The following is a 22,826-nucleotide window of genomic DNA, read 5'->3' on the forward strand; positions in this document are numbered from 1 at the left end:
GCGCTCCTGTCGCGCGTGCGCCGCCGACAGCCGCTCCCCCTCCCCCCGCATCACCCTCTCCCCCGCTCCGCCCTGCCTCGCTCCCCCCTGCCCCCTGCCGGGCTCCGCCCTGCCTCCTCCGGGGCTCCCCCTGCCTTCTCCGCTTCGCCCGCCCCTGTCGTCACGCCTGTCCTGGGAACGCCCGTGTCCGCCCGCCGCACCTCCGCCCTCCCTCTCGTCGCCCTCTTCACCGCCGGTTATCTCGCCCCGTACCTCCTGCCCACCGTCGTCGGACGGCTGGGCGACCGGCTGGGGCTCGGGCCCGCACAGGCGGGGCTCGTCGGCAGTGCGCTGCTGCTCTGTTCGGCCATGGCCGGGTTCACGCTCGCCGCACGCGTGGAGCGGTTCGGGCCGCGCCGGCTGGCCCGCGCCGGACTGTTGATCGCGGCCGTCGGGTACGGCTGCGCCGCGCTGTCGGACACCGTGCCGGTCGTGGTGGCCGGCGCGATGGCGGGCGGCTTCGGATCGGGCACCGCGACGACGGTCGCCGCGTCGGGCATCGCCGCGCAGCGCGACCCGCACCGCACCTCGACGCTCGGTCTGCTGAGCGTCTCGGCGCTGGCCGGGGCGGTGTACCTGACCATTCCTCACATCCCGGCGCTCCCCTTCGTGGGCTCGGGGCACGGGCTGCCCTTCGCCGCTCTCGCCCTCACCGCGCTGCTGGCCTGGCCGGCCACCGGAAGCCTGACCGGCGCCGCGCTGCCGGGCCACGCCGGGACCCCGCGCGGCCCGCTGCCGTACCGGCGCTCGGGGCGGATCCTCGCGGCCGCGATGCTCTGCTGGTCGCTGGCCCAGAACTCGCTGTGGGGCGTGAGCAGCCGGATCGGCACCGACCAGGCCGGGCTCGGCGAGGCCACCGTCGGCGCGGTGTTCGCGACGGCGCTCGGTGCGGGGCTGCTGGGTGTCATCGGGGCGGGTGCGCTGGGCGCACGGCTCGGCCGGGCGGTGCCGATCGGGATGGGGACCGCGGTGATCGCGGGCTGCATCGTGGTCAGTGCGTCCGCCGACGACCTGACGTCGTTCGCGACCGGGGAGATCGCGTGGAACATCGCCTACCCGGTGGTCCTCTCCTACCTGATCGGCCTCGCCGCCTCGCTGGACGCACGCGGCCGCTGGGCGGTGCTGGCAGGGTCGGCCTCGTCCCTCGGCACCGCGTGCGGGCCGCTGGCCGGAAGCCTGCTCTCGGCGGCTGCCGGATACCCCGTGATGGGGCTCGTCCTGGGCTGCGGGCTGCTGCTCCTGGCGGCCCCGCTCACCGGGGTCGCACTGCGTGCGGCCGGGCGGCCGCTGGTGCCCGGCGCCGTGCGGCGGCGCGGCGGCGCGCCCGCGGCGGTGGTCGCCGCGACGGCGGGCAGCTCCACGGGGGCGGTGCCCCGGGTGGGGGCACCGGAGCAGACGGTCGTCGAGATCCCGGTGGTCCAGGGGCACGTCTCCGCGGACGGGGCTGCGGCCCTTCCGCTCACCCGGGCCGTCTGACCTCCTGCCCCGCCCCTTCTCCTGGTCATGGGCGGCGGCCCCCGCCGGGGGCCGCCGCGCCGCGAGCCCTCACCGCACGCGCTCGTCGGGACCGGGGCAACGCCCGGTTCCGGGAGGGGGCGGGTTCGGGGAAGTCCGCGGCAGCACCCCGCCCCACGGCGCCCTATGTTCCGCTGCCCGCGGCGAAGTCGTACGCCTCGACCTCCGCCACGTACCGCGCCCGCCGCTCCTCGTCGTCCTCCAGGAACGACGCCTCGAACGAGTTCCGGGCCAGCACCCGCAGCTGCTCGTCCGTGAGCTCCAGCGCCGTGCGCACCGCTCCGAAGTTGTCACCGGCGTACCCCCCGAAGTACGCGGGGTCGTCGGAGTTGACCGTGCACATCAGCCCGGCGTCGAGCATCCGCCGCAGGGGATGGTGCTCCAGGATCTCCACGGCGCGCAGCCGGACGTTCGACAGGGGGCACACGGTCAGGGGGATGCGGTCGCGTACCAGCCGGGCCACCAGATCCTCGTCCTCCAGGCAGCGCAGCCCGTGGTCGATGCGCTCGACGCCGAGCACGTCGAGGGCCTCGGTGATGTAGGAGGGCGGGCCCTCCTCACCCGCGTGGGCGACGCGCCGCAGACCCAGCGCGGCCGCGGCCTCGTACACCTCGCGGAACTTGGCCGGCGGGTTGCCGACCTCGGCCGAGTCGAGGCCGACGCCGGTGATCCGGTCCAGATGGGGTTTCGCCGCCTCCAGCGTCTCCCGCGCGGATTCGGCGGACTGGTCCCGCAGGAAGCACATGATGAGGCGGGTGGACACGCCGTGCCGCTGCTCGCTCCGGTCGAGCGCTCGGCACAGGCCCTCGACGACGGTGCCCATCCCGACGCCGCGCGCCATGTGCGCCTGGGGGTCGAAGAAGATCTCGGCGTGCCGGACGCCCTGGGCCGCGGCGCGCGCGAGATAGGCGTCGGCGAGCTCCTCGAAGTCCGCTTCCGTGCGGAGCACGGCCATCAGTTCGTAGTACAGATCCAGGAACGACTGGAGGTCGCGGAACAGGTACGCCCTGCGCAGCTCCTCGGTGTCGGCGTACGGCAGGGCAACACCGTTGCGTGCGGCGAGCGCAAAGGCCAGCTCGGGTTCGAGGGTGCCCTCGATGTGCAGGTGCAGTTCGGCTTTCGGCAGAGGCATTACGGCATGGTACGTCCGCTTCATGCGCGTTTCGGCACCGGCACCCGCATGAGGTCCTTCGCGACGGTCAGCTCTCCGGCGAACCCCGCGCTACGCGCCTGCCGCTCGAACTCCTCCGGGTCGGTGTAGCGCTGGCTGAAGTGGGTGAGCACCAGATGCCGCACCCCGGCGTCCCGCGCGACACCGGCCGCCTGGGCCGCAGTCAAGTGGCCGTGCTCGGTGGCCAGTTCCTCGTCCGCGTCGAGGAACGTCGACTCGATGACGAGCATGTCGCAGCCCTCGGCGAGCGCGTACACGCCGTCGCAGAGCCGGGTGTCCATGACGAAGGCGAACCGCTGCCCTCGGCGCACCTCGCTGACCTGGTCGAGCGTCACGCCGTCGAGTTCACCGTCGCGTTGCAGCCGCCCCACGTCGGGGCCGCCGATGCCGTGTGCGGCGAGCAGCCCGGGCACCATGCGCCGCCCGTCGGGTTCCACGAGCCGGTAGCCGTAGGACTCGACGGGGTGCGACAGCTTGCGGGCCTCCAGGGTGTACGACGGGCCGGTCCCGAGGGCGCCGTCTGCCGAGACCGGCGCCTCGGTCAGCGCGACGGTCTCGCGGTACGCGGTCGCGTACCGCAGCCGGTCGAAGAACCGCTGCCCGGAGCGCGGGTAGTGGGCCGTGACCGGGTGCGGGACCCGGTCGAGGTTGATCCGCTGGATCACCCCGGCCAGGCCCAGCGAGTGGTCGCCGTGGAAGTGCGTGACGCAGATCCGGTTCAGGTCGTGCGCGGCGACCCCGGCCCGCAGCATCTGGCGCTGGGTGCCCTCGCCGGGGTCGAAGAGGATGCCCTCACCGTCCCAGCGCAGGACGTAGCCGTTGTGGTTGCGGTGCCGGGTCGGGACCTGGCTGGCGGTGCCGAGCACCACCAATTCGCGTACGGACAAGGTCGGTTACCGCTCCCCGGCTATCCCGGGGGCCACTGCAGGCCGCGGCCGCCGAGCACGTGCAGATGCGCGTGGAACACGGTCTGGCCGGCGCCGGAGCCGGTGTTGAAGACGACCCGGTAGCCCCGGTCCTCGATCTTGTCCTCGATGGCGACCTCGCGGGCCTCCCGCATTATGTCCGCGACGATCTGCGGCTCGGCGGCGGCGAGCGACGCGGCGTCCGGGTAGTGCACCCGGGGGATGATCAGCACATGCGTCGGTGCCTGCGGGTTGATGTCGCGGAAGGCGACGGTGGTGTCCGACTCCCGTACGACGGTCGCCGGGACCTCACCCGCGACGATCTTGCAGAACAGGCAGTCGTCCTGCGGCTCTCCGGCCACGGTCACGCCTCCTCGACTCCACGGCGGCGGCCCCGGGCCGCCGCGACGCTCACAGTGATCACGCACCCGCATGCTATCGGCACGAGGCCGCCGCACGTCCGGCCGTACCGCCTCGGCGGCACGCATGCCGACGGCGCCGGCCGGCACCGCGCCTGCCGCCCCGGTCCGACGGGGGCGGCCGGCGCGGCCCTGTCAGGGCAGTTCCGGCAGCTCCGGTGCCGTCTTCGCCGGATTCTCGGACAGCGCCGCCAGCGCGATGCGGATGGCCTCGTCGAGCTGTACGTCACGGCCGGCCGCATGGTCCTGGGGGGTCTGGACGACCTCGACGTCCGGGTCGACGCCGTGGTTCTCGACGCCCCACCCGTAGCCCTCCAGCCAGAAGGCGTACTTGGGCTGGGTGACGAGCGTGCCGTCGACCAGCCGGTACCTGCTGTCGATGCCGACGACGCCGCCCCAGGTGCGAGTGCCGACCACCGGGCCGATACCGAGGGCCTTGATCGCGGCGTTGACGATGTCGCCGTCGGAGCCGGAGAACTCGTTAGCGATGGCGACGACGGGCCCGCGCGGCGCGTCCTGCGGATAGCTGGAGGCCCGCATGCCGCGCGGCAGGTCCCAGCCGACGATACGGCGGGCGAGCTTCTCGACGACCAGTTGGGAGGTGTGGCCGCCGCGGTTCTCACGGACGTCCACGACCAGGCCCTCGCGGGTGACCTCGAACCGCAGGTCGCGGTGGATCTGCGCCCAGCCCGGCGCCTGCATGTCGGGGACGTGCAGATAGCCCAGGCGTCCGCCGGACTTCTCGTGCACATACGCCCGCCGCCCCGCCACCCAGTCGTGGTAGCGCAGCGGCTCCTCGTCGTCGATGGGGACGACCACGGCGTGCCGGGGGTCCCCTCCGCCCGCGGGCGAGACGGTGAGTTCGACGGGCTTCCCGGCCGTGCCCACCAGCAGCGGGCCGGGTCCCGTCACCGGGTCGACGGGCCGTCCCGCGACCGCGACGATCGCGTCCCCCGCGCGCACCGCGACGCCCGGTGCGGCGAGCGGTGCGTGCGCCCGCGGGTCGGACGTCTCGGACGGCAGCACCCGGTCGACCCGCCACAGCCCGTCGGGGTGCCGGGACAGGTCGGCGCCGAGCAGCCCCTGCCGGGTCTCCGCCCCGCCCCAGCCGCCCGACGAGCTCACATAGGCGTGCGAGGTGCCGAGTTCGCCCTGCACCTCCCACAGCAGGTCGACGAGGTCGTCATGGGTGGCGACACGGTCGAGCACGGGCCGGTAGCGGTCGAGCACGGCGTCCCAGTCGACGCCGCCCATGTCCGGCCGCCAGAAGTTGTCCCGCATGATGCGGCCCGCCTCGTCGAACATCTGGCGCCACTCGGCGGCCGGGTCGACGGTCTGCCGGACCCGGGACAGGTCGACGGTGATGTTGGTGTCGCTGTCCTCGTCGCCGGAGGCCCGCCGGTCACTGGGCACGACCTTCAGCTTGCCGCCGGTCCACAGCAGCACCCGCTTGCCGTCGCCGGTGACCGCGAAGTGGTCGGCGTCCGACGCGAGATGCTCCACGCGCTGCTGCGCCAGGTCGTACCGCTCCAGGTCCGACTTGGGCTCCGGGTCGTCCGGTGTGGCCCGGGACGCGCCGAGCACGCCGGTCACGGGGTGCCGCAGCCACAGCAGCCCGTCCTTGGCCGCCCGCAGCGTCGAGTAGCGGGCCGCCTCGACGGGGAACGGCACGATCCGGTCCGCGAGCCCGTCGAGGTCGATGCGCGTCACGGGCGCGCCCTCGCTCTCGGGTGTCTCGTCCTTGTCGGGAGCCTCGAAGGGGCGGCCGTGCCGCTGCGGCCCGAAGGGGGACGGTGTGGTCGCGGCCAGCGTGATCAGGTGCGGGCGTGAGCCGCCGACGAAGGCGAGGTCGAAGACGTGCTCGTCGTAGACGGGGTCGAAGGCACGGGCGGACAGGAAGGCCAGGTGCTTGCCGTCGAGGGTGAACGCGGGTGCGTAGTCGCGGAAGCGCAGCGGTGTCGCCTCGCTGACGGAGAGGTCCGCGGTGTTGGCGAGTTTGAGCTGCCGCAGGGGTGAAGGGCCCGCGTGCGACCAGGCGAGCCACGCCGAGTCGGGTGAGAAGACGAGCCCGGTGGCCTCCCCGTCCTCGCTCCGGTCGACCTCCCGCACCTCCCCGCTCTCCCGCTCCACGAGCAGCACCCGCCCGTCGTGCGCGGCCACGGCGGCGCGGCTGCCGTCGGGCGCCATCGCAAGACCGAGCACCCGGCCGAGCCGGCCGGCGGCGATCCGGCGGGGCGTCGCGCCCGGGGCGAGTCCGGTGGCGGGCGCGAACTCCAGCGCGTCGTCGCCCTCCGCGTCCGTCACCCACACCACGTGCTCCTCGCCCTCGGCGCGGAAGGTGCGGGGCAGTCGGGCGCGTACGCCGGGTTCGGCGAAGAGCGAGCGGGCGGGGCCCTCGCGGTGCGTGATCCAGTGGACGGCGCCGCGCACGGACAGGGCGCTGCCGCGTCCGGTGTGGTCGGGCGCGCCGTTGCCGAACCAGCGGGCGGCGCTCACGGGGTGCGGCTGCAGGTCGGTGCGCTGCCCGCCGAGCCGGATCTCCAGGGGCCGCGGTTCGGCTCCGTCGAGGTCGTCGAGGATCCAGAGGGCTCCGGCGCTGGAGTACACGAGGCGGGTGCCGTCGGTGGCCAGGTGCCGGGCGTAGAAGCTTCCCCCGTCGACCGCGGTGTGGCGGCGCAGGTCGGAGCCGTCGGCGAGCGACGAGTAGACCGCGCCCACGCCTTCGTGGTCGCTGAGGAAGGCGATCCGCTCTCCCGCCCACGCGGGGTACTCGATATTGCCGTCCAGGTCGTCGTGGAGCCGGACGAACCCGCCGTCGCCGTCCGTGTCCCCGTCGGCGGCACGGCCGATCCACAGCTTGCCGGCGGTGCCGCCCCGGTAGCGCTTCCACCAGGCCGCCTCGCGGCCCATCGGCGCGGACAGCAGGACCACCCGGGACTCCGGGCCGTGGGCGACGTTCCCGACGGGGCCGTACGGCAGGACCTCGGCCGGGCCCGCGTCCAGCGGCACCGCGTGGGCCCAGGAGCGCCGCAGGGATGCCTGCCCCTGGGTGCTGAGGGCGAGGACCCGCCCGTCGGGCAGCCAGCCGCGGACACCGGTCTGCCAACTGCCCCAGTACGTCAGCCGGGTGGACCGCCCGCCGTCGACGGGCGCGATGTGCACCTCGGGTGCGCCGTCACGCGTGGACGTCCATGCCACGGTCGTGCCGTCGTGGGATATCCGTGGATGGCCGACCGGGACGTTGTCGGCGCTCACCCGCCAGGCCCGGCCTCCGGTCAGCGGAGCGACCCAGACGTCGTCCTCCGCCGTGAAGGCGACCAACTCACCGTGGACATGCGGAAACCGAAGATACCCAGGCTGCGTCACACGATCACCCTAGGCAGCGCGACCCGTCCCGGTCAGGGGTTTCGATCACTTCCCCTGAACGGGCGGTGACATCCGGGCCACCGTCCGGGTGCCGGTCACGGAGCCGGGGCCGGGGCGGACGAGGTGCCCGCCCCGGACGGGGCCGCGCGTCAGCCGCGCAGGAGCAGCCACTCCTGGATCTCCACGAGGTTGCCCTCGGGGTCCCTGAGGTGGGCGACGCGCATGCGGTCCGTCATGGCGGCGGGGCCGTGGATCAGAACGGCGCCCCGGGAGGTGATCTCCGCGCAGTAGGCGTCGAGGTCGTCCACGCGCAGGACGACCAGGGAACGGTGGCCGTTGACGGTGTCCTTGAGCTCGCCGAGGATCTCGGCCATCATCGCCCGGTCCTGGAGCGCGATGCCCGCGGAACCCGTCGTGGGGCTGAACTTCTCGTACGGCCCGTCGACGGCGCCGGACTGCGGCTTCAGTCCGAGTACGTCCGCGTAGAAGTGGTAGCAGGCACGGAAGTCCGTGACGAGCAGTCGCACTTGGGCGAGTTCCACCGCTGGTCTCCTTCGGGAGGGTCCTTGGACCGCGAGGGTCAGGACCAGCGGCCGGTGCGCCCGAGGAGCAGTGCGGCAGCCGCCGTCCCCGCGGTCGACGTACGCAGCACGCTACGCCCCAGCCGGTAGGCGCGGGCGCCCGCTTCGGCGAAAAGATCCAGTTCGTCGGGCGAGACCCCGCCCTCGGGGCCCACGACCAGCACGATCTCGCCGGACGCGGGCAGTTCGGCGGTGGCCAGCGGCGCACTGCCGTAGTCCCGGTCCTCGTGCAGGACGGCCGCCAGGTCGGCCTTCGCGAGCAGCGCGGCGACCTGCTTGGTCGTCATGGCGTCCGTGACCTCGGGGAAGCGCACCCGCCGGGCCTGCTTGCCGGCCTCGCGGGCGGTGGCCCGCCACTTGCCGAGGGCCTTCAGCCCGCGATCGCCCCTCCACTGGGTGATGCAGCGGGACGCCGACCACGGCACGATCGCGTCGACGCCGGTCTCCGTCATCGTCTCGACGGCGAGTTCGCCCCGGTCGCCCTTGGGCAGGGCCTGGACCACGGTGATGCGCGGCGCCTCCTCGGGCTCCTCCGACACCGACGCCATGTGGACGACCAGCCGGTCCTTGCCCTCGGTGGCCACCACCGAGCAGTCGGCCCAGCGGCCCGCGCCGTCGGTGAGGACGACCTCCTCGCCGGGCCGCAGCCGCTTCACGGAGACGGCGTGCCGCCCCTCGGGACCCTCCAGGACGTACCGCCCGTCCGGCCCCGCCCGGAAGTGGTCGACGACGAAGACCGGCGCGGTCATGCGGCGCCCCGCAGTCCCAACGCCGACTTCGCCGCGTCGATTTCGGCGGACAGCACCTCGACGAGCCGCCCGGCGGGCAGCTCCCGCGCGAGCCGGTGGCCCTGGCCCGCCCACAGCGCCATGCCCTGCGGGTCGCCCGCCTTCGCCGCCGCCTTGCGCAGGCCGGAGGTGAGGTGGTGGATCTCGGGGTAGGCGGCGGGGGCGTACGGGCCGTGCTCCCGCATGAAACGGTTCACCAGCCCGCGCGCGGGCCGTCCCGAGAACGCCCGTGTCAGCTCGGTCCGCACGAACAGCGGGTCGGTCATGGCCTGCTTGTGCAGCGGGTGGGCGCCCGACTCGGGCGTCACCACGAACGCGGTGCCGAGCTGCGCCGCCGACGCGCCGGCGGCGAGCGCTCCGGCGATCTGCGCGCCGCGCATCAGGCCGCCCGCGGCGACGACGGGGATCTGCACGGCCTCGCGGATCTGCGCGATCAGCGACAGCAGGCCCATGCCCGCGCCGTCGATCTCCGGGGTGTCGCGATGGGTGCCCTGGTGGCCGCCGGCCTCGACGCCCTGCACGATCACGCCGTCGGCGCCCGCCCACTGGACGGCCTGCGCCTCCTCGGGCGTGGTCGCCGTGACCAGGGTGCGCGTGCCGCGGCGGGCGAGCGCGTCGACGACCTCACGGGTGGGGCATCCGAAGTGGAAGGAGACGACCGGCACCGGGTCGTCGCGGAGAATGGCCAGCTTGGCCTCGTACCCGTCGTCGCGGCCGCTGTCCGGGTCGCCCAACTCGGTCTCGTACCAGGTGGCCTCGCCGGCCAGCTGATGGGCGTAGACGCCGACGACAGCCGGATCCGCGTACTCCGGCTGCGGCAGGAAGAGATTGACGCCGAACGGCCGGTTCGTCAGCCCGCGCAGCTGCTTGATCTCCGCGTACATGCCGTCGGCGGTCTTGTACCCCGCGGCCAGGAACCCGAGCCCGCCGGCCTCGGACACGGCGGCGGCGAGCTCCGGTGTGGCAACACCACCCGCCATCGGGGCCTGCACGATCGGAACCGGAAAAAGATCGGTCAGCGCGGAGGACATGCCCGCATGGTGCCACGTCCCGCCCACAAGACCGAATCCGGCCGACCAGGTGGCATAGTCCAATGACGCGTTCTGATCGCTTCACCTGACGACCGCACCAGCCTGCCGCGGGCAGCCGTACCCGCAGGGCGACGGGAGTGCCCTCTGCGCGGTCGAGAGCCCGGGGGTGGGCACAGCCCCGGTGCCGGGCAGCCGTGGCGCGCGGGCCGGCCCCGGTGGCGGGCACCCCGGAACGCGCGATCCCCGGTGCCGGCACCCGTGAGGGCGCCCCGCACCGGGGATCGCGCAAGGCGTCACCGCCCGTTGAACGCATCCTTGAGCCGCGAGAACAGCCCCTGCTGACCTGGCTGGAACTGCCCCGTCGGGCGCTCCTCGCCCCGCAGCTTCGCCAGCTCCCGCAGCAGCCGCTCCTGTTCGGGATCGAGCTTGCCCGGCGTCTGCACCTCGACGTGCACGACGAGGTCGCCGCGCCCGCCGCCGCGCAGATGGGTCACTCCGCGCCCGTGCAGCGGGATCGACTGCCCGGACTGCGTACCGGGCCGGATGTCGACCTCTTCGAGCCCGTCCAGCGTCTCCAGCGGCACCTTCGTGCCGAGCGCGGCCGCCGTCATCGGAATGGTGACCGTGCAGTGCAGATCGTCGCCGCGCCGCTGGAAGACGGCGTGCGGCAGCTCGTGGATCTCGACGTACAGGTCACCGGCGGGACCGCCGCCGGGCCCGACCTCGCCCTCGCCGGCGAGCTGGATCCGCGTGCCGTTGTCCACACCGGCCGGGATCTTCACGGTCAGCGTCCGACGCGACCGCACCCGCCCGTCACCGGCGCACTCCGGGCACGGCGTGGGCACCACGGTCCCGAACCCCTGGCACTGCGGGCACGGCCGCGAGGTCATGACCTGGCCCAGGAAGGACCGGGTGACCTGCGAGACCTCACCACGGCCGCGGCACATGTCACACGTCTGGGCGGACGTGCCCGGTGCGGCGCCCTCGCCGTTGCAGGTGGTGCACACCACGGCGGTGTCCACCTGGATGTCCTTGGTGGTGCCGAAGGCCGCCTCGTCGAGCTCGATCTCGAGCCGGATCATGGCGTCCTGGCCGCGCCGCGTGCGCGAGCGCGGGCCCCGCTGGGACGCCGTACCGAAGAAGGCGTCCATGATGTCCGAGAAGTTGCCGAAGCCACCGGCACCGAAGCCGCCGGCCCCGCCACCGCCCGCCTGCGACAGGGGGTCGCCGCCGAGGTCGTAGACCTGCTTCTTCTGCGGGTCCGACAACACCTCGTACGCGGCGTTGATCTCCTTGAAGCGCTCCTGCGTCTTCGGATCGGGGTTGACGTCCGGGTGCAGCTCGCGGGCGAGCCTCCGGAACGCCTTCTTGATCTCGTCCTGGGACGCATCGCGGCGCACGCCGAGTACGGCGTAGTAGTCCGTGGCCACTTACGACTCCGCCAGGATCTGTCCGACGTAACGTGCCACTGCGCGTACTGCTCCCATCGTTCCCGGATAGTCCATGCGGGTCGGGCCGACCACGCCGAGCTTGGCGACAGCCTCGCCGCCCGAACCGTAGCCGACCGACACCACGGACGTGGAGTTGAGTCCTTCGTGGGCGATCTCATGACCGATCCGTACGGTCATGCCCGAGTCCTTGGCCTCACCCAGCAGCTTGAGGAGCACGACCTGCTCCTCCAGCGCCTCCAGCACCGGCCGGATGGTGAGGGGAAAGTCATGTCCGAAGCGGGTGAGATTGGCGGTGCCGCCGATCATCAGCCGCTCCTCGGTCTCCTCGACAAGAGTCTCCAGCAATGTGGAGAGCACCGTCGAGACCGTACCGCGGTCCTCGCTCTCGAACGAGTCCGGCAGGTCCTGCACCAGCTGCGGCACGTCCGTGAACCGGCGCCCGGCCACCCGGCTGTTGAGCCGCGCCCGCAGATCCGCCAGCGAGGTCTCGCCGAACGGCGCCGGGCAGTCCACCATGCGCTGCTCGACGCGCCCGGTGTCCGTGATCAGGACGAGCATCAGACGGGCCGGAGCCATCGAAAGCAACTCGACATGGCGAACCGTCGAGCGGGTGAGCGAGGGGTACTGCACGACCGCGACCTGGCGGGTCAGCTGGGCGAGCAGCCGGACGGTGCGGGCCACCACGTCGTCGAGGTCGACGGCGCCGTCCAGGAAGTTCTGGATCGCACGCCGCTCCGGCGCGGTCATCGGCTTGACGCCCGCGAGCTTGTCGACGAAGAGCCGGTAGCCCTTGTCGGTGGGGATGCGCCCGGCACTGGTGTGCGGCTGGGCGATGTAGCCCTCTTCCTCCAGGACCGCCATGTCGTTGCGCACGGTGGCCGGCGAGACGCCGAGGCGGTGCCGCTCCGTGAGCGCCTTGGAACCGACGGGCTCCTCGGTGCCGACGTAGTCCTGGACGATGGCGCGCAATACTTCGAGCCTGCGTTCACTGAGCACGCGCACACCTCCAGTTGGCCTGTCCCGCTTGTCCGTCCTGCGGCTCTCGTCCTGGCACTCCCCGGTGTTGAGTGCCAGCATTCCCCGGCCCAGTGTACGGCCGGTGGGTGCGCCGTGGGCAAGGCCGGTCCTGCGACGTGGTGCCGGTGACCGTGGGTGCGACTAGCGTCGCGGTATGAGGCTGACTTGGGAAGGGAGAGCGGGCGGGTGAACGCTCCGGTGAACGGTCCGGCGTGGGACGAGGGGGGCTGGGAGCGGCTGACGGGGCGGGTCGGGCGACGGCGGCTGCCGGTGTGGGACTGCACCGTGGGGCTGATCGTCGGGGACGACGGGGCGCTCATGGTCGACGCCGGGTCGAACCTGCGCGAGGGGGTCGGGCTGCGGGCGGAGGCGGAGCGGCTGCTCGGCCCGGGCCGCCGGGTCACGCACCTGGCGCTCACCCACCCGCACTTCGACCATGTGCTGGGCGCCGCGGCGTTCTCGGGCGTCGAGGTGTTCGGGGCGGTCGGCGTCGACGGGGTCCTCGAGCGCGGCCACGACGAGCTGAGGGCGGACGCGGTGCGGCACGGGCTCGATGCGCAGGCCGCTGCCGAGGCCGCCGACCTGCTGGTCCTCCCCCGCCACCTGGTCAGTGGCGAGTGGACGCTCGACCTGGGCGGTGTCCAGGTGCTGCTGGCGAACGCGGGCCCGGGGCACACGGGGCACGATCTGGCGGTCCTGGTCCGCGCCACGCCCACATCCCCCGAGATCGTGTTCTGCGGGGACCTGGTCGAGGAGTCCGGCGAGCCGCAGGCGGGCCCCGACGCGATGCCGGCCCGCTGGCCGGCCGCCCTGGACCGCCTGCTGTCCCTGGGCGGGGACGACGCCGTGTACGTGCCGGGACACGGTTGCGCCGTGAATGCGGAGTTCGTCCGCGCGCAACGCGCCGAGCTGGCGGCCCGGTTCGGCGTGTCGTAGTTCACGCGGCCCCGCTTCTCCTATCGTCGTGCGAATGCTCCCTCCCGCCTCCCGCCACCGTCCCTCCGACGAGCGCCCCTCGGACCCGCAGCGCCGGCTGTACTCGCCCGATCTGACGCCGCCCTGGAAGAAGCAGCGGCCCGCGCCCGAGGTGGCGGCGGAGCCGGGCCTCGTGGTCGAGGAGGTGGCGACGGGGTTCTGCGGTGCGGTGGTGCGCTGCGAGAAGACGGCCCAGGGACCGACGGTCACCCTGGAGGACCGCTTCGGCAAGCACCGGGTGTTCCCGCTGGAACCACGCGGCTTCCTGCTGGAGGGGCGGACGGTCACACTGGTGCGCCCCGCGGCGGCCGCACCGGTGCGGCCCTCCCGTACGGCCTCCGGTTCGATCGCCGTGCCCGGCGCCCGCGCCCGGGTCGCCCGGGCCGGCCGCATCTACGTCGAGGGCCGCCACGACGCGGAACTCGTCGAGAAGGTGTGGGGCGACGACCTGCGGATCGAGGGCGTGGTCGTGGAGTACCTGGAGGGCATCGACGACCTGCCCGCGATCGTGTCGTCGTTCGCCCCGGGCCCGGACGCCCGGCTGGGCGTGCTCGTCGACCACCTCGTGCCCGGTACGAAGGAGTGGCGCATCGCCGAGTCGGTGACCGGCGAGCACGCACTGGTGGTGGGCCACCCGTACATCGACGTCTGGGAGGCGGTGAAGCCGTCGTCGGTGGGGATCGCCGGATGGCCGGCCGTGCCCCGCGGGCAGGACTGGAAGACCGGCGTGTGCCGGGCACTGCGCTGGCCGGAGAACACCGGCGCAGCCTGGCAGCGCATCCTCGGCTCGGTGCACAGCTACAAGGACCTGGAGCCGGAACTCCTCGGTCGGGTCGAGGAGCTGATCGACTTCGTCACGGCCGATTGTGCCGCCTGACACCGGGAAGGATGCCGAATTCCCTGGTGTCCAGTTCCACGTCGAGCAGCTCGAGCGGCACGGAGTCACCGAACTTGCTGATTCGCTGCGCCTGGTAGTCGGCTTCCTCGCCTGTTCCCACGGGCTCGGTGAGCAGGACGCAGTGGGCCACGACGGGATCAATGATCAAGTAGGCGGGAACCCCGCCGGCCGCGTAGATCGACCGCTTGACCCCGTAGTCACGGTCGATGCTGGTCCTGGAGACGACTTCCACCACCAGCGTGACCAGCTCGGACGGCAGCAGCCGCCCGGAATCGGGGCCGGTGCCGCGTTCCAGCACCACGAGGTCGGGCTGGGGCTCGCTGATCTCGCGGGGGATCCCGATGTCCTGCGTCTGCAGGCGCTGCCAGCGTTTGCGGGGGATCTGATCCTGGACCGCTTCCACGATCTCGTTGTGCACGAGATCGGGCCCCGCCATCATCACGATTTCCCCCCTGAGGAGCTCGACCTTGACTCCCTCAGGAACCTCCAGGTTCTCGAAGAGCCGGGTCATGCGGTGATCGTCCACAGCGGTCATCTCCCTGCCCTCCACTTCTGCCGCCGTGTCATGGCCGCAGGCTACGGACAGCGTAGGCAGCCCACACCGCCTTCGCACCGGTTCACCCCACCGGGTGATCAGTCCACCAGGTCCCTGACCACCGCGTCCGCCAGCAGCCGCCCGCGCAGGGTGAGGACGGCCCGTCCGTCGGCGTACGGGCCGGCTTCCAGGAGCCCCTCGTCCCGGGCCCGCTCCGCCGCGGCCAGCCCGTCCGGCTTGAGCAGGGACAGCGGGCAGCCTTCGCGGAGCCGGAGCTCCAGCAGGATGCGCTCCACGCGCCGGTCCTCGTCGGCCAGCACCTCGCGGCCCGCGCCCGGGGAGCGGCCCTCGGCCAGGGCTGCCGCGTAGGCACCGGGGTGCTTGACGTTCCACCAGCGGACGCCGCCGACGTGGCTGTGGGCGCCGGGGCCGGCGCCCCACCAGTCGGCGCCGCGCCAGTAGAGCTCGTTGTGCAGGCAGCGGCCGGCGTCGGTGGTGGCCCAGTTGGAGACCTCGTACCAGTCGAAGCCGGCGGCGCCCAGCACCTCGTCGGCGATGAGGTACCGGTCCGCGTGCACGTCGTCGTCGGTCATGGGGACCTCGCCGCGGCGGATGCGGCGGGCGAGCTGAGTGCCCTCCTCGACGATCAGCGCATACGCCGACACATGGTCGGGCCCGGCGCCGATGGCCGCGTCGAGCGAGGCCCGCCAGTCGTCGTCGGACTCACCGGGCGTGCCGTAGATCAGGTCCAGGTTCACATGGTCGAAGCCGGCCGCCCGGGCCTCCGCGACGCACGCCTCGGGCCGCCCGGGGGTGTGCGTGCGGTCGAGGACCTTCAGCACGTGCCGGCGGGCGCTCTGCATACCGAAGGAGATCCGGTTGAAGCCGCCGGCGCGCAAGGTCTCCAGATAGGCGGGGCCGACAGACTCCGGGTTCGCCTCCGTCGTCACCTCGGCGTCCTCCGCGAGACCGAACTCGTCGCGGATCGCCCCCAGCATCCGTACGAGGTCGTCGGCGGCCAGCAGCGTGGGCGTACCGCCGCCCACGAACACCGTGCGCACGGTCCGCGGGTCGTCGCCCAGCGTCTTCCGGGCGAGCCGGATCTCGTCGGTCAGCGTCTCGGCGTAGTTGTCGCGGGAGGCCAGGACGCCGCCGGTGCCGCGCAGCTCGGTCGCCGTGTAGGTGTTGAAGTCGCAGTAGCCGCAGCGCGTGGCGCAGTACGGGACGTGCAGATAGAACCCGAGCGGCCGGTCGGCCGCCCCGGCGAGGGCGTGCGCGGGCAGTGCCCCGTCCTGGGGCACGGGCTCGCCGTCGGGAAGTGCGGAAGGCATGCGTTCCATTGTCCCGTACCGGCGGGGTTTCCCCGTCCCCGTGCCGGCGGGGCCGCTCCCCGGAGCTCGCCCGGGGTGCGCGGGCGGTGTCCGGGGGAACACGGGCGGGGCCTGTCCGGGGGGTTCCCGTCCCGTACAGGGGCAGGCGGAGCGGCGCGGCTACGGGGCCGGCTGCTCCGTGCGTGCCCGGTGCTGGGCCTGGAGCACCAGGAGGGCAAGATCGTCCTCCGGCGGTCCCGGGGCGAACTCGTGCACCAGCCGGCGGATCCGCTCCGCGACCAGGGACGCGCTCATCCCGGTGCAGCCCGCGAGCGCCGCGGCGAGCCCGTCGCCGTCGTCGAACTGCCGCTGTCCGCAGCGCCGCTCGGTCACCCCGTCGGTGACGCACAGCAGCGTGTCGCCCTCGTGCAGGTGAAAGGTCTCGCTGCGGTACGTCGCGTCCTCGACGACCCCGAGCAGCACCTGGGGCACGGCGGCGGTGAGCACGTCCCCGTCGGGCCGCAGCAGCAGCGGCAGCGGGTGCCCGGCGGACGCCAGGGTGCAGCGCACGCCGTCCTCGGTGGGCACCAGCTCTCCGTAGAGCAGCGAAAGGAAGCGGGGCAGGGAGCCCTCGGGCGGGAGCTCGGGACTTCCGACGGCGGCGATCGCGCGTGCCGCCGCGTCCGCCGCCTCGGTCGCGTCGTCGAGCAGCATCTGGTTGAGCCGGTCGAGGACCTCGGCGACCTCGTAGCCCTCGCGGGCGAGCAGCCGCAGCCAGGGCCGGGCGAGCCCGATGACGACGGCCGCCTCGGGGCCCTTGCCCTGCACGTCGCCGAGCGCGAAGCACCAGCGTCCGTCGGCCGCCGGGAACACGTCGTAGAAGTCGCCGCCCGGCCCGCCCTTCTCGCGCGGCTCGTAGACCAGGGCGCGCTGCACTCCGGGGATCTCGGCGACCGCGCTCGGCAGGAGCCCGCGCTGGAGCACCCGGCTGATGGTGGCCTGGCGTGCGTACTGGCGGGCCGCGCCGATGGCGAGCGCGACCCGGCGGCTGAAGTCCTCCACCAGCCCGGTGACCTCGTCGGGGAACCGGGTCAGGCCGGCGCGGCCGATGACGAGGGTGCCCAGCGGGCGGCCGCCCGCGACCAGCCGGAATGCAAGGGCCGTGCCGTCCGTGCTGAGGGCCGCGGCGGGCCAGGGGACGGGCACGGGGCCGGTGCGCGGCACGTCGGGCAGCCGGGGCGGCTCCTTCTCCAGGGCGCGCCGCAGCTCCTCGATGAGCTGCTCGTTGCGGTGCCACACCCGGGCCGGTGAGACCCCGGCGCCGGGGTCGCCGGTCCCGTCGGCCTCGGCCACCGCGCGGTCGGCCTCGTCGCCCAGCCACACCGCGCACCAGTCCGCGAGCCGCGGCACGAGGAGCTGGCCGGTGAGGGCGGCGACCAGGTCCTCGTCGAGCTGTCCGGCGAGCAGGTCGGAGGCCTCGGCGAGGAAGGAGAGGGCGCCGCGGCTGACCCAGCCGAGGTCGCCGTCGGCGTCCTGGTCGTGGGCGGGACGGGATGCCGGGGCGGCGACCCGCAGGGTCCGGGCCGGGGGGCGCTCCCCGGCGTACGGCTCGGCCCCGCCGTCGGCCGACGGCGCGGTCCCGCGCTCCGGCGCACCGCCGTCCGCCCCCGGGTACGCCACGCGCTCGCCCCTGCCGCCGTACGCCCCCGGCTCGCGCTCGGGGCGTGCGCCCCGTGCCGGGAGGCGGGCCCACACGGTCTTGGTGCCGGCGCGGTAGGTGACGCCCCAGGCGGTGGCGAGCGCGGAGACGAGCTGCAGGCCCCTCCCGTACTCGCCCGTGCCCTGCGGTGGTGCCGGCGCACCGCCGTCCAGGCCACGCCCCGGGTGCTGGTCCGAGACCTCGACGACGAGGGCGCCGTCGTCCCGGTCCGTGTCGCCCGCGTCGGCTTCGACGGGCTCCATGCGGCAGGCGAGGCCGACGTCCGTGCCCGCGTGCACGACCGCGTTGGTGACGAGTTCGCTGACGACGACCACGGCGTCCTCGACGAGCCGGTCGCCGACGAGATCCCCGACGGGCCCGGAGAGGCCCGCCCAGCCGTCGAGCACGTCCCGTACGAAGCGGCGCGCGGCCGCCGGTGCCAGGGAGTTTCCGGGCAGCGACATCCGTACGTCCGGCCGCCCGGCCGGCGGCGCGGCGGGTCGGACGGCGATCTCCCGCTGCATGGGAATGGGCCCCACTGTTCGGCTCCTGAGCACTTCGGGCGTATGCCTCTCAGGCAACACACACCAGCGTGACAGACAGGACCCGTTCATAAGCGCGGAGTTACACAACTGGGCCGACGCGGGCGACAACACCGGTACGCATCCGTTCACGACCGAACAGATTCGGCCACAGGTACGCCAATTCCCCGCCGTGCGGCCCGGAGTCGTCCGGGGTGCGCACGGCGGGGAACCGGGCGTGGGGGGTGGCGCGGGAGTGGCTCGATCGCCGGGTCCCGCCTCGTGCGGGGGGACTCGGCCCGGGTCATGTCGCGGGGCCCGCACCCCGTCGACTCGCACGGAACCCGGCCCCGCGAGCGCGCCCCGCGGAACCCGGCCTGCGCATCACGACTCGCGGCTGCCCGCGTACATCTCGTCGATGAGCGCCTTGTACTCGCGCTCGACGACCGGGCGCTTCAGCTTGAGGCTGGGCGTCAGCTCGCCGTGCTCGATGTCGAGGTCGCGCGGCAGCAGACGGAACTTCTTGATGGTCTGCCAGCGCTGGAGACCCTCGTTGAGCTCGCGGACGTAGCCGTCGACGAGTTCGACCGTCGCGGGGGCGGCGACCACCTCGGCGTACGACTTGCCCTCCAGGCCGTTCTCCTTGGCCCAGTCGAGGATCGCCGGCTCGTCGAGGGCGATCAGCGCGGTGCAGAAGTTCCGGTCGGCACCGTGCACGAGGATGTTGGAGACGTACGGACACACACCCTTGAACTGGCCCTCGACCTCGGCGGGCGCCACGTACTTGCCGCCGGACGTCTTGATGAGGTCCTTCTTGCGGTCGGTGATCCGCAGGTAGCCGTCGGGCGACAGCTCGCCGATGTCGCCGGTGTGGAACCAGCCGTCGGACTCCAGCACCTCGGCGGTCTTCTCGGGCAGCTCGTGGTAGCCCTGCATGATGCCGGGGCCGCGCAGCAGGATCTCGCCGTCCTCCGCGATACGCACCTCGGTGCCGGGCAGCGGCTTGCCGACCGTGCCGGTGCGGTAGGCCTCGCCGGGGTTGACGAAGGAGGCCGCGGAGGACTCGGTGAGGCCGTAGCCCTCCAGGATGTGGATGCCGGCGCCGGCGAAGAAGTAGCCGATCTCGGGGGCCAGCGCGGAGGCGCCGGAGACGCAGGCGCGCAGCCGGCCGCCGAAGGCCTCGCGGAGCTTGGAGTAGACGAGCGCGTCGGCGACCTTGTGCTTCGCGCCGAGCCCGAAGGGCACGGACGCGGTGCCGGTGCGACGGAAGGCGTCCTGGCTGACCTTGGCGTACTCGCGCGCCACGTCGGCCGCCCACTGGAAGATCTTGTACTTGGCGGCGCCGCCCGCACGCGCCTTGGCCGCGACGCCGTTGTACACCTTCTCGAAGATGCGCGGCACGGCCGCCATGTACGTCGGCTGGACCACCGGCAGATTCTCGATGATCTTGTCGACCCGGCCGTCGACGGCGGTGACGTGCCCGACCTCGATCTGGCCGCTGGTCAGGACCTTGCCGAAGACATGGGCGAGCGGCAGCCACAGGTACTGCACGTCGTCCGCGCCGACGAGGCCGGTCGAGGAGATGGCCTTCGCCATGTACGCCCAGTTGTCGTGCGGAAGCCGCACACCCTTGGGCCGGCCGGTGGTGCCGGAGGTGTAGATCAGCGTGGCGAGCTGGTCGGCGGTGATCGCCGAGACCCGCTCCTTGATCACATCCGGGTGCTTCTCCAGATAGGCCGCCCCGCGCATCTCGAGGTCGGCCAGCGTGAGCAGCCATCCGTCCGGGTCGGCCGGGTCGGGCTGCACCCCGGTGGCGTCGACGACCACGACATGGGCGAGCTCCGGAAGCTCTGCACGACGCTCGCGGGCCTTGGCGAGCTGCCCGGCGTCCTCGGCGATGAGGACCTTGCTCCCCGAGTCGGACAGGATGAACGCCGACTCCTCGGCATTGGTCTGCGGATAGACGGTCGTCGTGGCCGCGCCCGCGCAGAGGATGCCGAGGTCCGCGAGGATCCACTCGACCCGCGTGGAGGACGCCAGGGCCACCCGCTCCTCGGAGCGCACCCCCAGTTCGACCAGACCCGCCGCGATCGCGAAGACCCGGTCGGCCGCCTCCTGCCAGCTCAGCGACTTCCAGTCATCGGCGCCCTGCCCCGAGGCCGGGGGTACCGGATACCGGTAGGCCTCGGCGTCCGGCGTGGCCGCGACGCGCTCCAGGAAGAGGTTCGCCACGGATGGCGGCCGGTTCTCGATCAGGGTCTGTGTGTCGCTCACGACGTCCTCCGGGCCCGCGACAGTGCGTGTAAGTACTCGGGAGTCCTCATTGTTGTTTAACTCGCGAGTAACCTCGAGCAGTGATCAGAGTAGAGCGAGGCAGCCCGGTGCGTAAGAGGCGGCGGGCTGCCTCTTCATAACGAGACGGCAGCGGGCCCGTTGCGCCATCGCGCAACGGGCCCGTCCGACACCACCCGGATTCCGGCGTTCTGCACCGCCTGCATCCTGGGTCGTTTGTCCTCCGCTCGGGTGTTTACCCGGCCTACTTCTTGCTCTTCGCCTTGCCGTCGCCCTCGTCGCTCGAGAGCACGGCGATGAAGGCGTCCTGCGGAACCTCCACAGAGCCCACCATCTTCATCCGCTTCTTGCCCTCCTTCTGCTTCTCCAGCAGCTTCCGCTTACGGGAGATGTCACCGCCGTAGCACTTGGCGAGGACGTCCTTGCGGATGGCGCGGATGGTCTCGCGGGCGATCACCCGCGAGCCGATGGCGGCCTGCACCGGCACCTCGAACGCCTGCCGCGGGATCAGCTCGCGCAGCTTGGCCACCAGCCGCACACCGTAGGCGTACGCGGCGTCCTTGTGCGTGATCGCCGAGAAGGCGTCCACCTTGTCGCCGTGCAGCAGGATGTCCACCTTGACCAGGCTGGAGGACTGCTCACCGGTGGGCTCGTAGTCGAGCGAGGCGTACCCGCGCGTCTTGGACTTCAGCTGGTCGAAGAAGTCGAAGACGATCTCGGCCAGCGGCAGCGTGTAGCGGATCTCGACCCGGTCCTCGGACAGGTAGTCCATGCCCAGCATGGTGCCGCGGCGGCTCTGGCACAGCTCCATGATCGAGCCGATGAACTCGGACGGCGCGAGGACCGTGGCCCGCACGACAGGCTCGTACACCTCCGCGATCTTCCCCTCGGGGAACTCGCTCGGGTTGGTGACCGTGACCTCCTTGCCGTCCTCCATGACGACCCGGTACACCACGTTCGGCGCGGTCGCGATCAGGTCGAGGCCGAACTCGCGCTCCAGCCGCTCACGGATCACGTCCAGGTGCAGCAGGCCGAGGAAGCCGACACGGAAACCGAAGCCGAGGGCGGCCGACGTCTCCGGCTCGTAGACGAGAGCGGCGTCGTTGAGCTGGAGCTTGTCGAGGGCCTCGCGCAGCTCCGGGTAGTCGGAGCCGTCGAGCGGATACAGACCCGAGAACACCATCGGCTTCGGGTCCTTGTAACCGCCGAGCGCCTCGGTGGCGCCACCGGTGAGCTGGGTGATCGTGTCACCGACCTTGGACTGCCGGACGTCCTTCACACCGGTGATCAGATAGCCCACCTCGCCGACGCCGAGTCCGTCGGCCGGGAGCATCTCGGGTGAGTTCGTGCCGATTTCGAGCAGTTCATGGGTCGCACCCGTGGACATCATCCGGATGCGCTCACGCTTGCCGAGCTGCCCGTCGACGACTCGTACGTACGTCACGACGCCCCGGTAGGAGTCGTAGACCGAGTCGAAGATCATCGCGCGGGCGGGGGCGTCCGCGACGCCGACCGGTGCGGGCACCTCCCTGACGACCCGGTCCAGCAGCGCGTCCACGCCGAGGCCCGTCTTGGCGGACACCCGCAGCACGTCGTCCGGCTCGCACCCGACGAGGTTCGCCAGCTCCTCGGCGAACTTCTCCGGCTGCGCCGCCGGCAGGTCGATCTTGTTCAGGACGGGGACGATCGCGAGGTCGTTCTCCATCGCCAGATACAGATTGGCGAGAGTCTGCGCCTCGATGCCCTGCGCCGCGTCGACGAGCAGGATCGTGCCCTCGCACGCGGCGAGCGAACGCGACACCTCGTACGTGAAGTCCACGTGACCCGGAGTGTCGATCATGTTGAGGATGTGGGTCTTGTCCTGGTCCGGGCCCGTGGTCGGGGCCCAGGGCAGCCGCACCGCCTGGGACTTGATCGTGATGCCGCGCTCGCGCTCGATGTCCATACGGTCGAGGTACTGAGCACGCATCTGCCGCTGCTCGACCACTCCGGTCAGCTGGAGCATCCGGTCGGCGAGGGTGGACTTGCCGTGGTCGATGTGCGCGATGATGCAGAAATTGCGGATCAGAGCCGGGTCGGTACGGCTCGGCTCGGGCACATGCTTAGGGGTCGCGGGCACGCAGGGTCCTGTCTCTTGAGGCTTCTCACGCCTCGGCTCGGATCTATACGTAGCTTCCATGGTCCCACGGATCGGGACCGGGCTCGGTTTGGGCCGCTCCGAGGGCGACTGGTAACCTGGGCAGCTGTGTCTCATGCCCTCTCAGCACGAGGCACGGATCGAAGATCAAACCCCCGGCGCAGGCACCTCGGTGT

17 protein-coding genes are annotated in these 22,826 nt (G+C 72.6%); 3 read left to right on the top strand and 14 right to left on the bottom strand.

Annotation, left to right across the window (positions count from 1 at the left end; all coding sequences use genetic code 11):
* Positions 1-183: 183 nt before the first annotated feature.
* Complete coding sequence (locus ACWCP6_RS02110) at positions 184-1,515, top strand: MFS transporter (protein WP_450930374.1); 1,332 nt, start codon at positions 184-186, stop codon at positions 1,513-1,515.
* Between the two features lie 163 nt (positions 1,516-1,678).
* On the opposite strand, the gene ACWCP6_RS02115 is transcribed toward ACWCP6_RS02110, so the two are convergent.
* From ACWCP6_RS02115 to hrcA, 9 genes are all read right to left on the bottom strand, one after another.
* Positions 1,679-2,686 (bottom strand): adenosine deaminase, encoded by a 1,008-nt coding sequence (locus ACWCP6_RS02115; RefSeq protein ID WP_450930375.1) that lies wholly within the window; start codon positions 2,684-2,686, stop codon positions 1,679-1,681.
* Between the two features lie 20 nt (positions 2,687-2,706).
* Complete coding sequence (locus ACWCP6_RS02120) at positions 2,707-3,612, bottom strand: ribonuclease Z (RefSeq protein ID WP_450930376.1); 906 nt, start codon at positions 3,610-3,612, stop codon at positions 2,707-2,709.
* Positions 3,613-3,632: 20 nt separating this feature from the next.
* Complete coding sequence (locus tag ACWCP6_RS02125; protein ID WP_450930555.1) at positions 3,633-3,992, bottom strand: histidine triad nucleotide-binding protein; 360 nt, start codon at positions 3,990-3,992, stop codon at positions 3,633-3,635.
* 192 nt (positions 3,993-4,184) lie between these two features.
* Positions 4,185-7,415, bottom strand: a complete 3,231-nt coding sequence (locus ACWCP6_RS02130; protein WP_450930377.1) for a S41 family peptidase — start codon at positions 7,413-7,415, stop codon at positions 4,185-4,187.
* 149 nt (positions 7,416-7,564) lie between these two features.
* On the bottom strand, positions 7,565-7,957 hold the full coding sequence (locus ACWCP6_RS02135) for a VOC family protein (RefSeq protein WP_450930378.1): 393 nt from the start codon (positions 7,955-7,957) through the stop codon (positions 7,565-7,567).
* Positions 7,958-7,995: 38 nt separating this feature from the next.
* The gene (locus ACWCP6_RS02140) at positions 7,996-8,745 is read right to left on the bottom strand and encodes a 16S rRNA (uracil(1498)-N(3))-methyltransferase (RefSeq protein ID WP_450930379.1); all 750 of its coding nucleotides are present in this window, start codon (positions 8,743-8,745) and stop codon (positions 7,996-7,998) included.
* Positions 8,742-9,815, bottom strand: coding sequence for a nitronate monooxygenase (locus ACWCP6_RS02145; RefSeq protein ID WP_450930380.1), 1,074 nt, complete (start codon positions 9,813-9,815; stop codon positions 8,742-8,744). Before ACWCP6_RS02145 ends, ACWCP6_RS02140 begins: the two co-directional genes overlap by 4 nt.
* 293 nt (positions 9,816-10,108) lie before the next feature.
* Positions 10,109-11,245, bottom strand: a complete 1,137-nt coding sequence (dnaJ, locus tag ACWCP6_RS02150; RefSeq protein ID WP_450930381.1) for a molecular chaperone DnaJ — start codon at positions 11,243-11,245, stop codon at positions 10,109-10,111.
* Complete coding sequence (gene hrcA / locus ACWCP6_RS02155) at positions 11,246-12,262, bottom strand: heat-inducible transcriptional repressor HrcA (protein WP_450930556.1); 1,017 nt, start codon at positions 12,260-12,262, stop codon at positions 11,246-11,248.
* Between the two features lie 207 nt (positions 12,263-12,469).
* On the opposite strand from hrcA, the gene ACWCP6_RS02160 reads away from it, so the two are divergent.
* Both ACWCP6_RS02160 and ACWCP6_RS02165 read left to right on the top strand, forming a co-directional pair.
* A complete protein-coding gene (locus ACWCP6_RS02160) occupies positions 12,470-13,219 on the top strand; it encodes an MBL fold metallo-hydrolase (RefSeq protein ID WP_450930382.1) in 750 nt (249 codons plus the stop codon).
* 34 nt (positions 13,220-13,253) lie between these two features.
* Complete coding sequence (locus ACWCP6_RS02165) at positions 13,254-14,135, top strand: DUF3097 domain-containing protein (RefSeq protein ID WP_450930383.1); 882 nt, start codon at positions 13,254-13,256, stop codon at positions 14,133-14,135.
* On the opposite strand, the gene ACWCP6_RS02170 is transcribed toward ACWCP6_RS02165, so the two are convergent.
* The 5 genes from ACWCP6_RS02170 to lepA form a co-directional block, all read right to left on the bottom strand.
* Complete coding sequence (locus ACWCP6_RS02170; RefSeq protein WP_450930384.1) at positions 14,113-14,691, bottom strand: Uma2 family endonuclease; 579 nt, start codon at positions 14,689-14,691, stop codon at positions 14,113-14,115. The two genes, ACWCP6_RS02165 and ACWCP6_RS02170, sit on opposite strands and share 23 nt — an antisense overlap.
* A gap of 98 nt (positions 14,692-14,789) precedes the next feature.
* A complete protein-coding gene (hemW, locus tag ACWCP6_RS02175; protein WP_450930385.1) occupies positions 14,790-16,022 on the bottom strand; it encodes a radical SAM family heme chaperone HemW in 1,233 nt (410 codons plus the stop codon).
* 159 nt (positions 16,023-16,181) lie between these two features.
* Positions 16,182-18,239 carry a SpoIIE family protein phosphatase gene (locus ACWCP6_RS02180; protein WP_450930386.1) on the bottom strand — a complete coding sequence of 686 codons (2,058 nt, stop codon included), beginning with the start codon at positions 18,237-18,239 and terminating at the stop codon, positions 16,182-16,184.
* 366 nt (positions 18,240-18,605) lie between these two features.
* Positions 18,606-20,495 (bottom strand): AMP-dependent synthetase/ligase, encoded by a 1,890-nt coding sequence (locus ACWCP6_RS02185; RefSeq protein WP_450930387.1) that lies wholly within the window; start codon positions 20,493-20,495, stop codon positions 18,606-18,608.
* A gap of 262 nt (positions 20,496-20,757) precedes the next feature.
* Complete coding sequence (lepA, locus tag ACWCP6_RS02190) at positions 20,758-22,632, bottom strand: translation elongation factor 4 (protein WP_450930388.1); 1,875 nt, start codon at positions 22,630-22,632, stop codon at positions 20,758-20,760.
* Positions 22,633-22,826 lie beyond the last annotated feature (194 nt).

Source organism: Streptomyces sp. NPDC002004, from assembly GCF_053593975.1.

Excerpts from the sequence above, each read along its gene's own strand:
- ACWCP6_RS02115 (WP_450930375.1), bottom strand. The coding sequence starts at position 2,686 with ATGCCTCTGCCGAAAGCCGAACTGCACCTGCACATCGAGGGCACCCTC.
- ACWCP6_RS02140 (WP_450930379.1), bottom strand. The coding sequence starts at position 8,745 with ATGACCGCGCCGGTCTTCGTCGTCGACCACTTCCGGGCGGGGCCGGAC.
- ACWCP6_RS02145 (WP_450930380.1), bottom strand. The coding sequence starts at position 9,815 with ATGTCCTCCGCGCTGACCGATCTTTTTCCGGTTCCGATCGTGCAGGCC.
- ACWCP6_RS02165 (WP_450930383.1), top strand. The coding sequence starts at position 13,254 with ATGCTCCCTCCCGCCTCCCGCCACCGTCCCTCCGACGAGCGCCCCTCG.
- ACWCP6_RS02170 (WP_450930384.1), bottom strand. The coding sequence starts at position 14,691 with ATGACCGCTGTGGACGATCACCGCATGACCCGGCTCTTCGAGAACCTG.
- hemW (WP_450930385.1), bottom strand. The coding sequence starts at position 16,022 with ATGCCTTCCGCACTTCCCGACGGCGAGCCCGTGCCCCAGGACGGGGCA.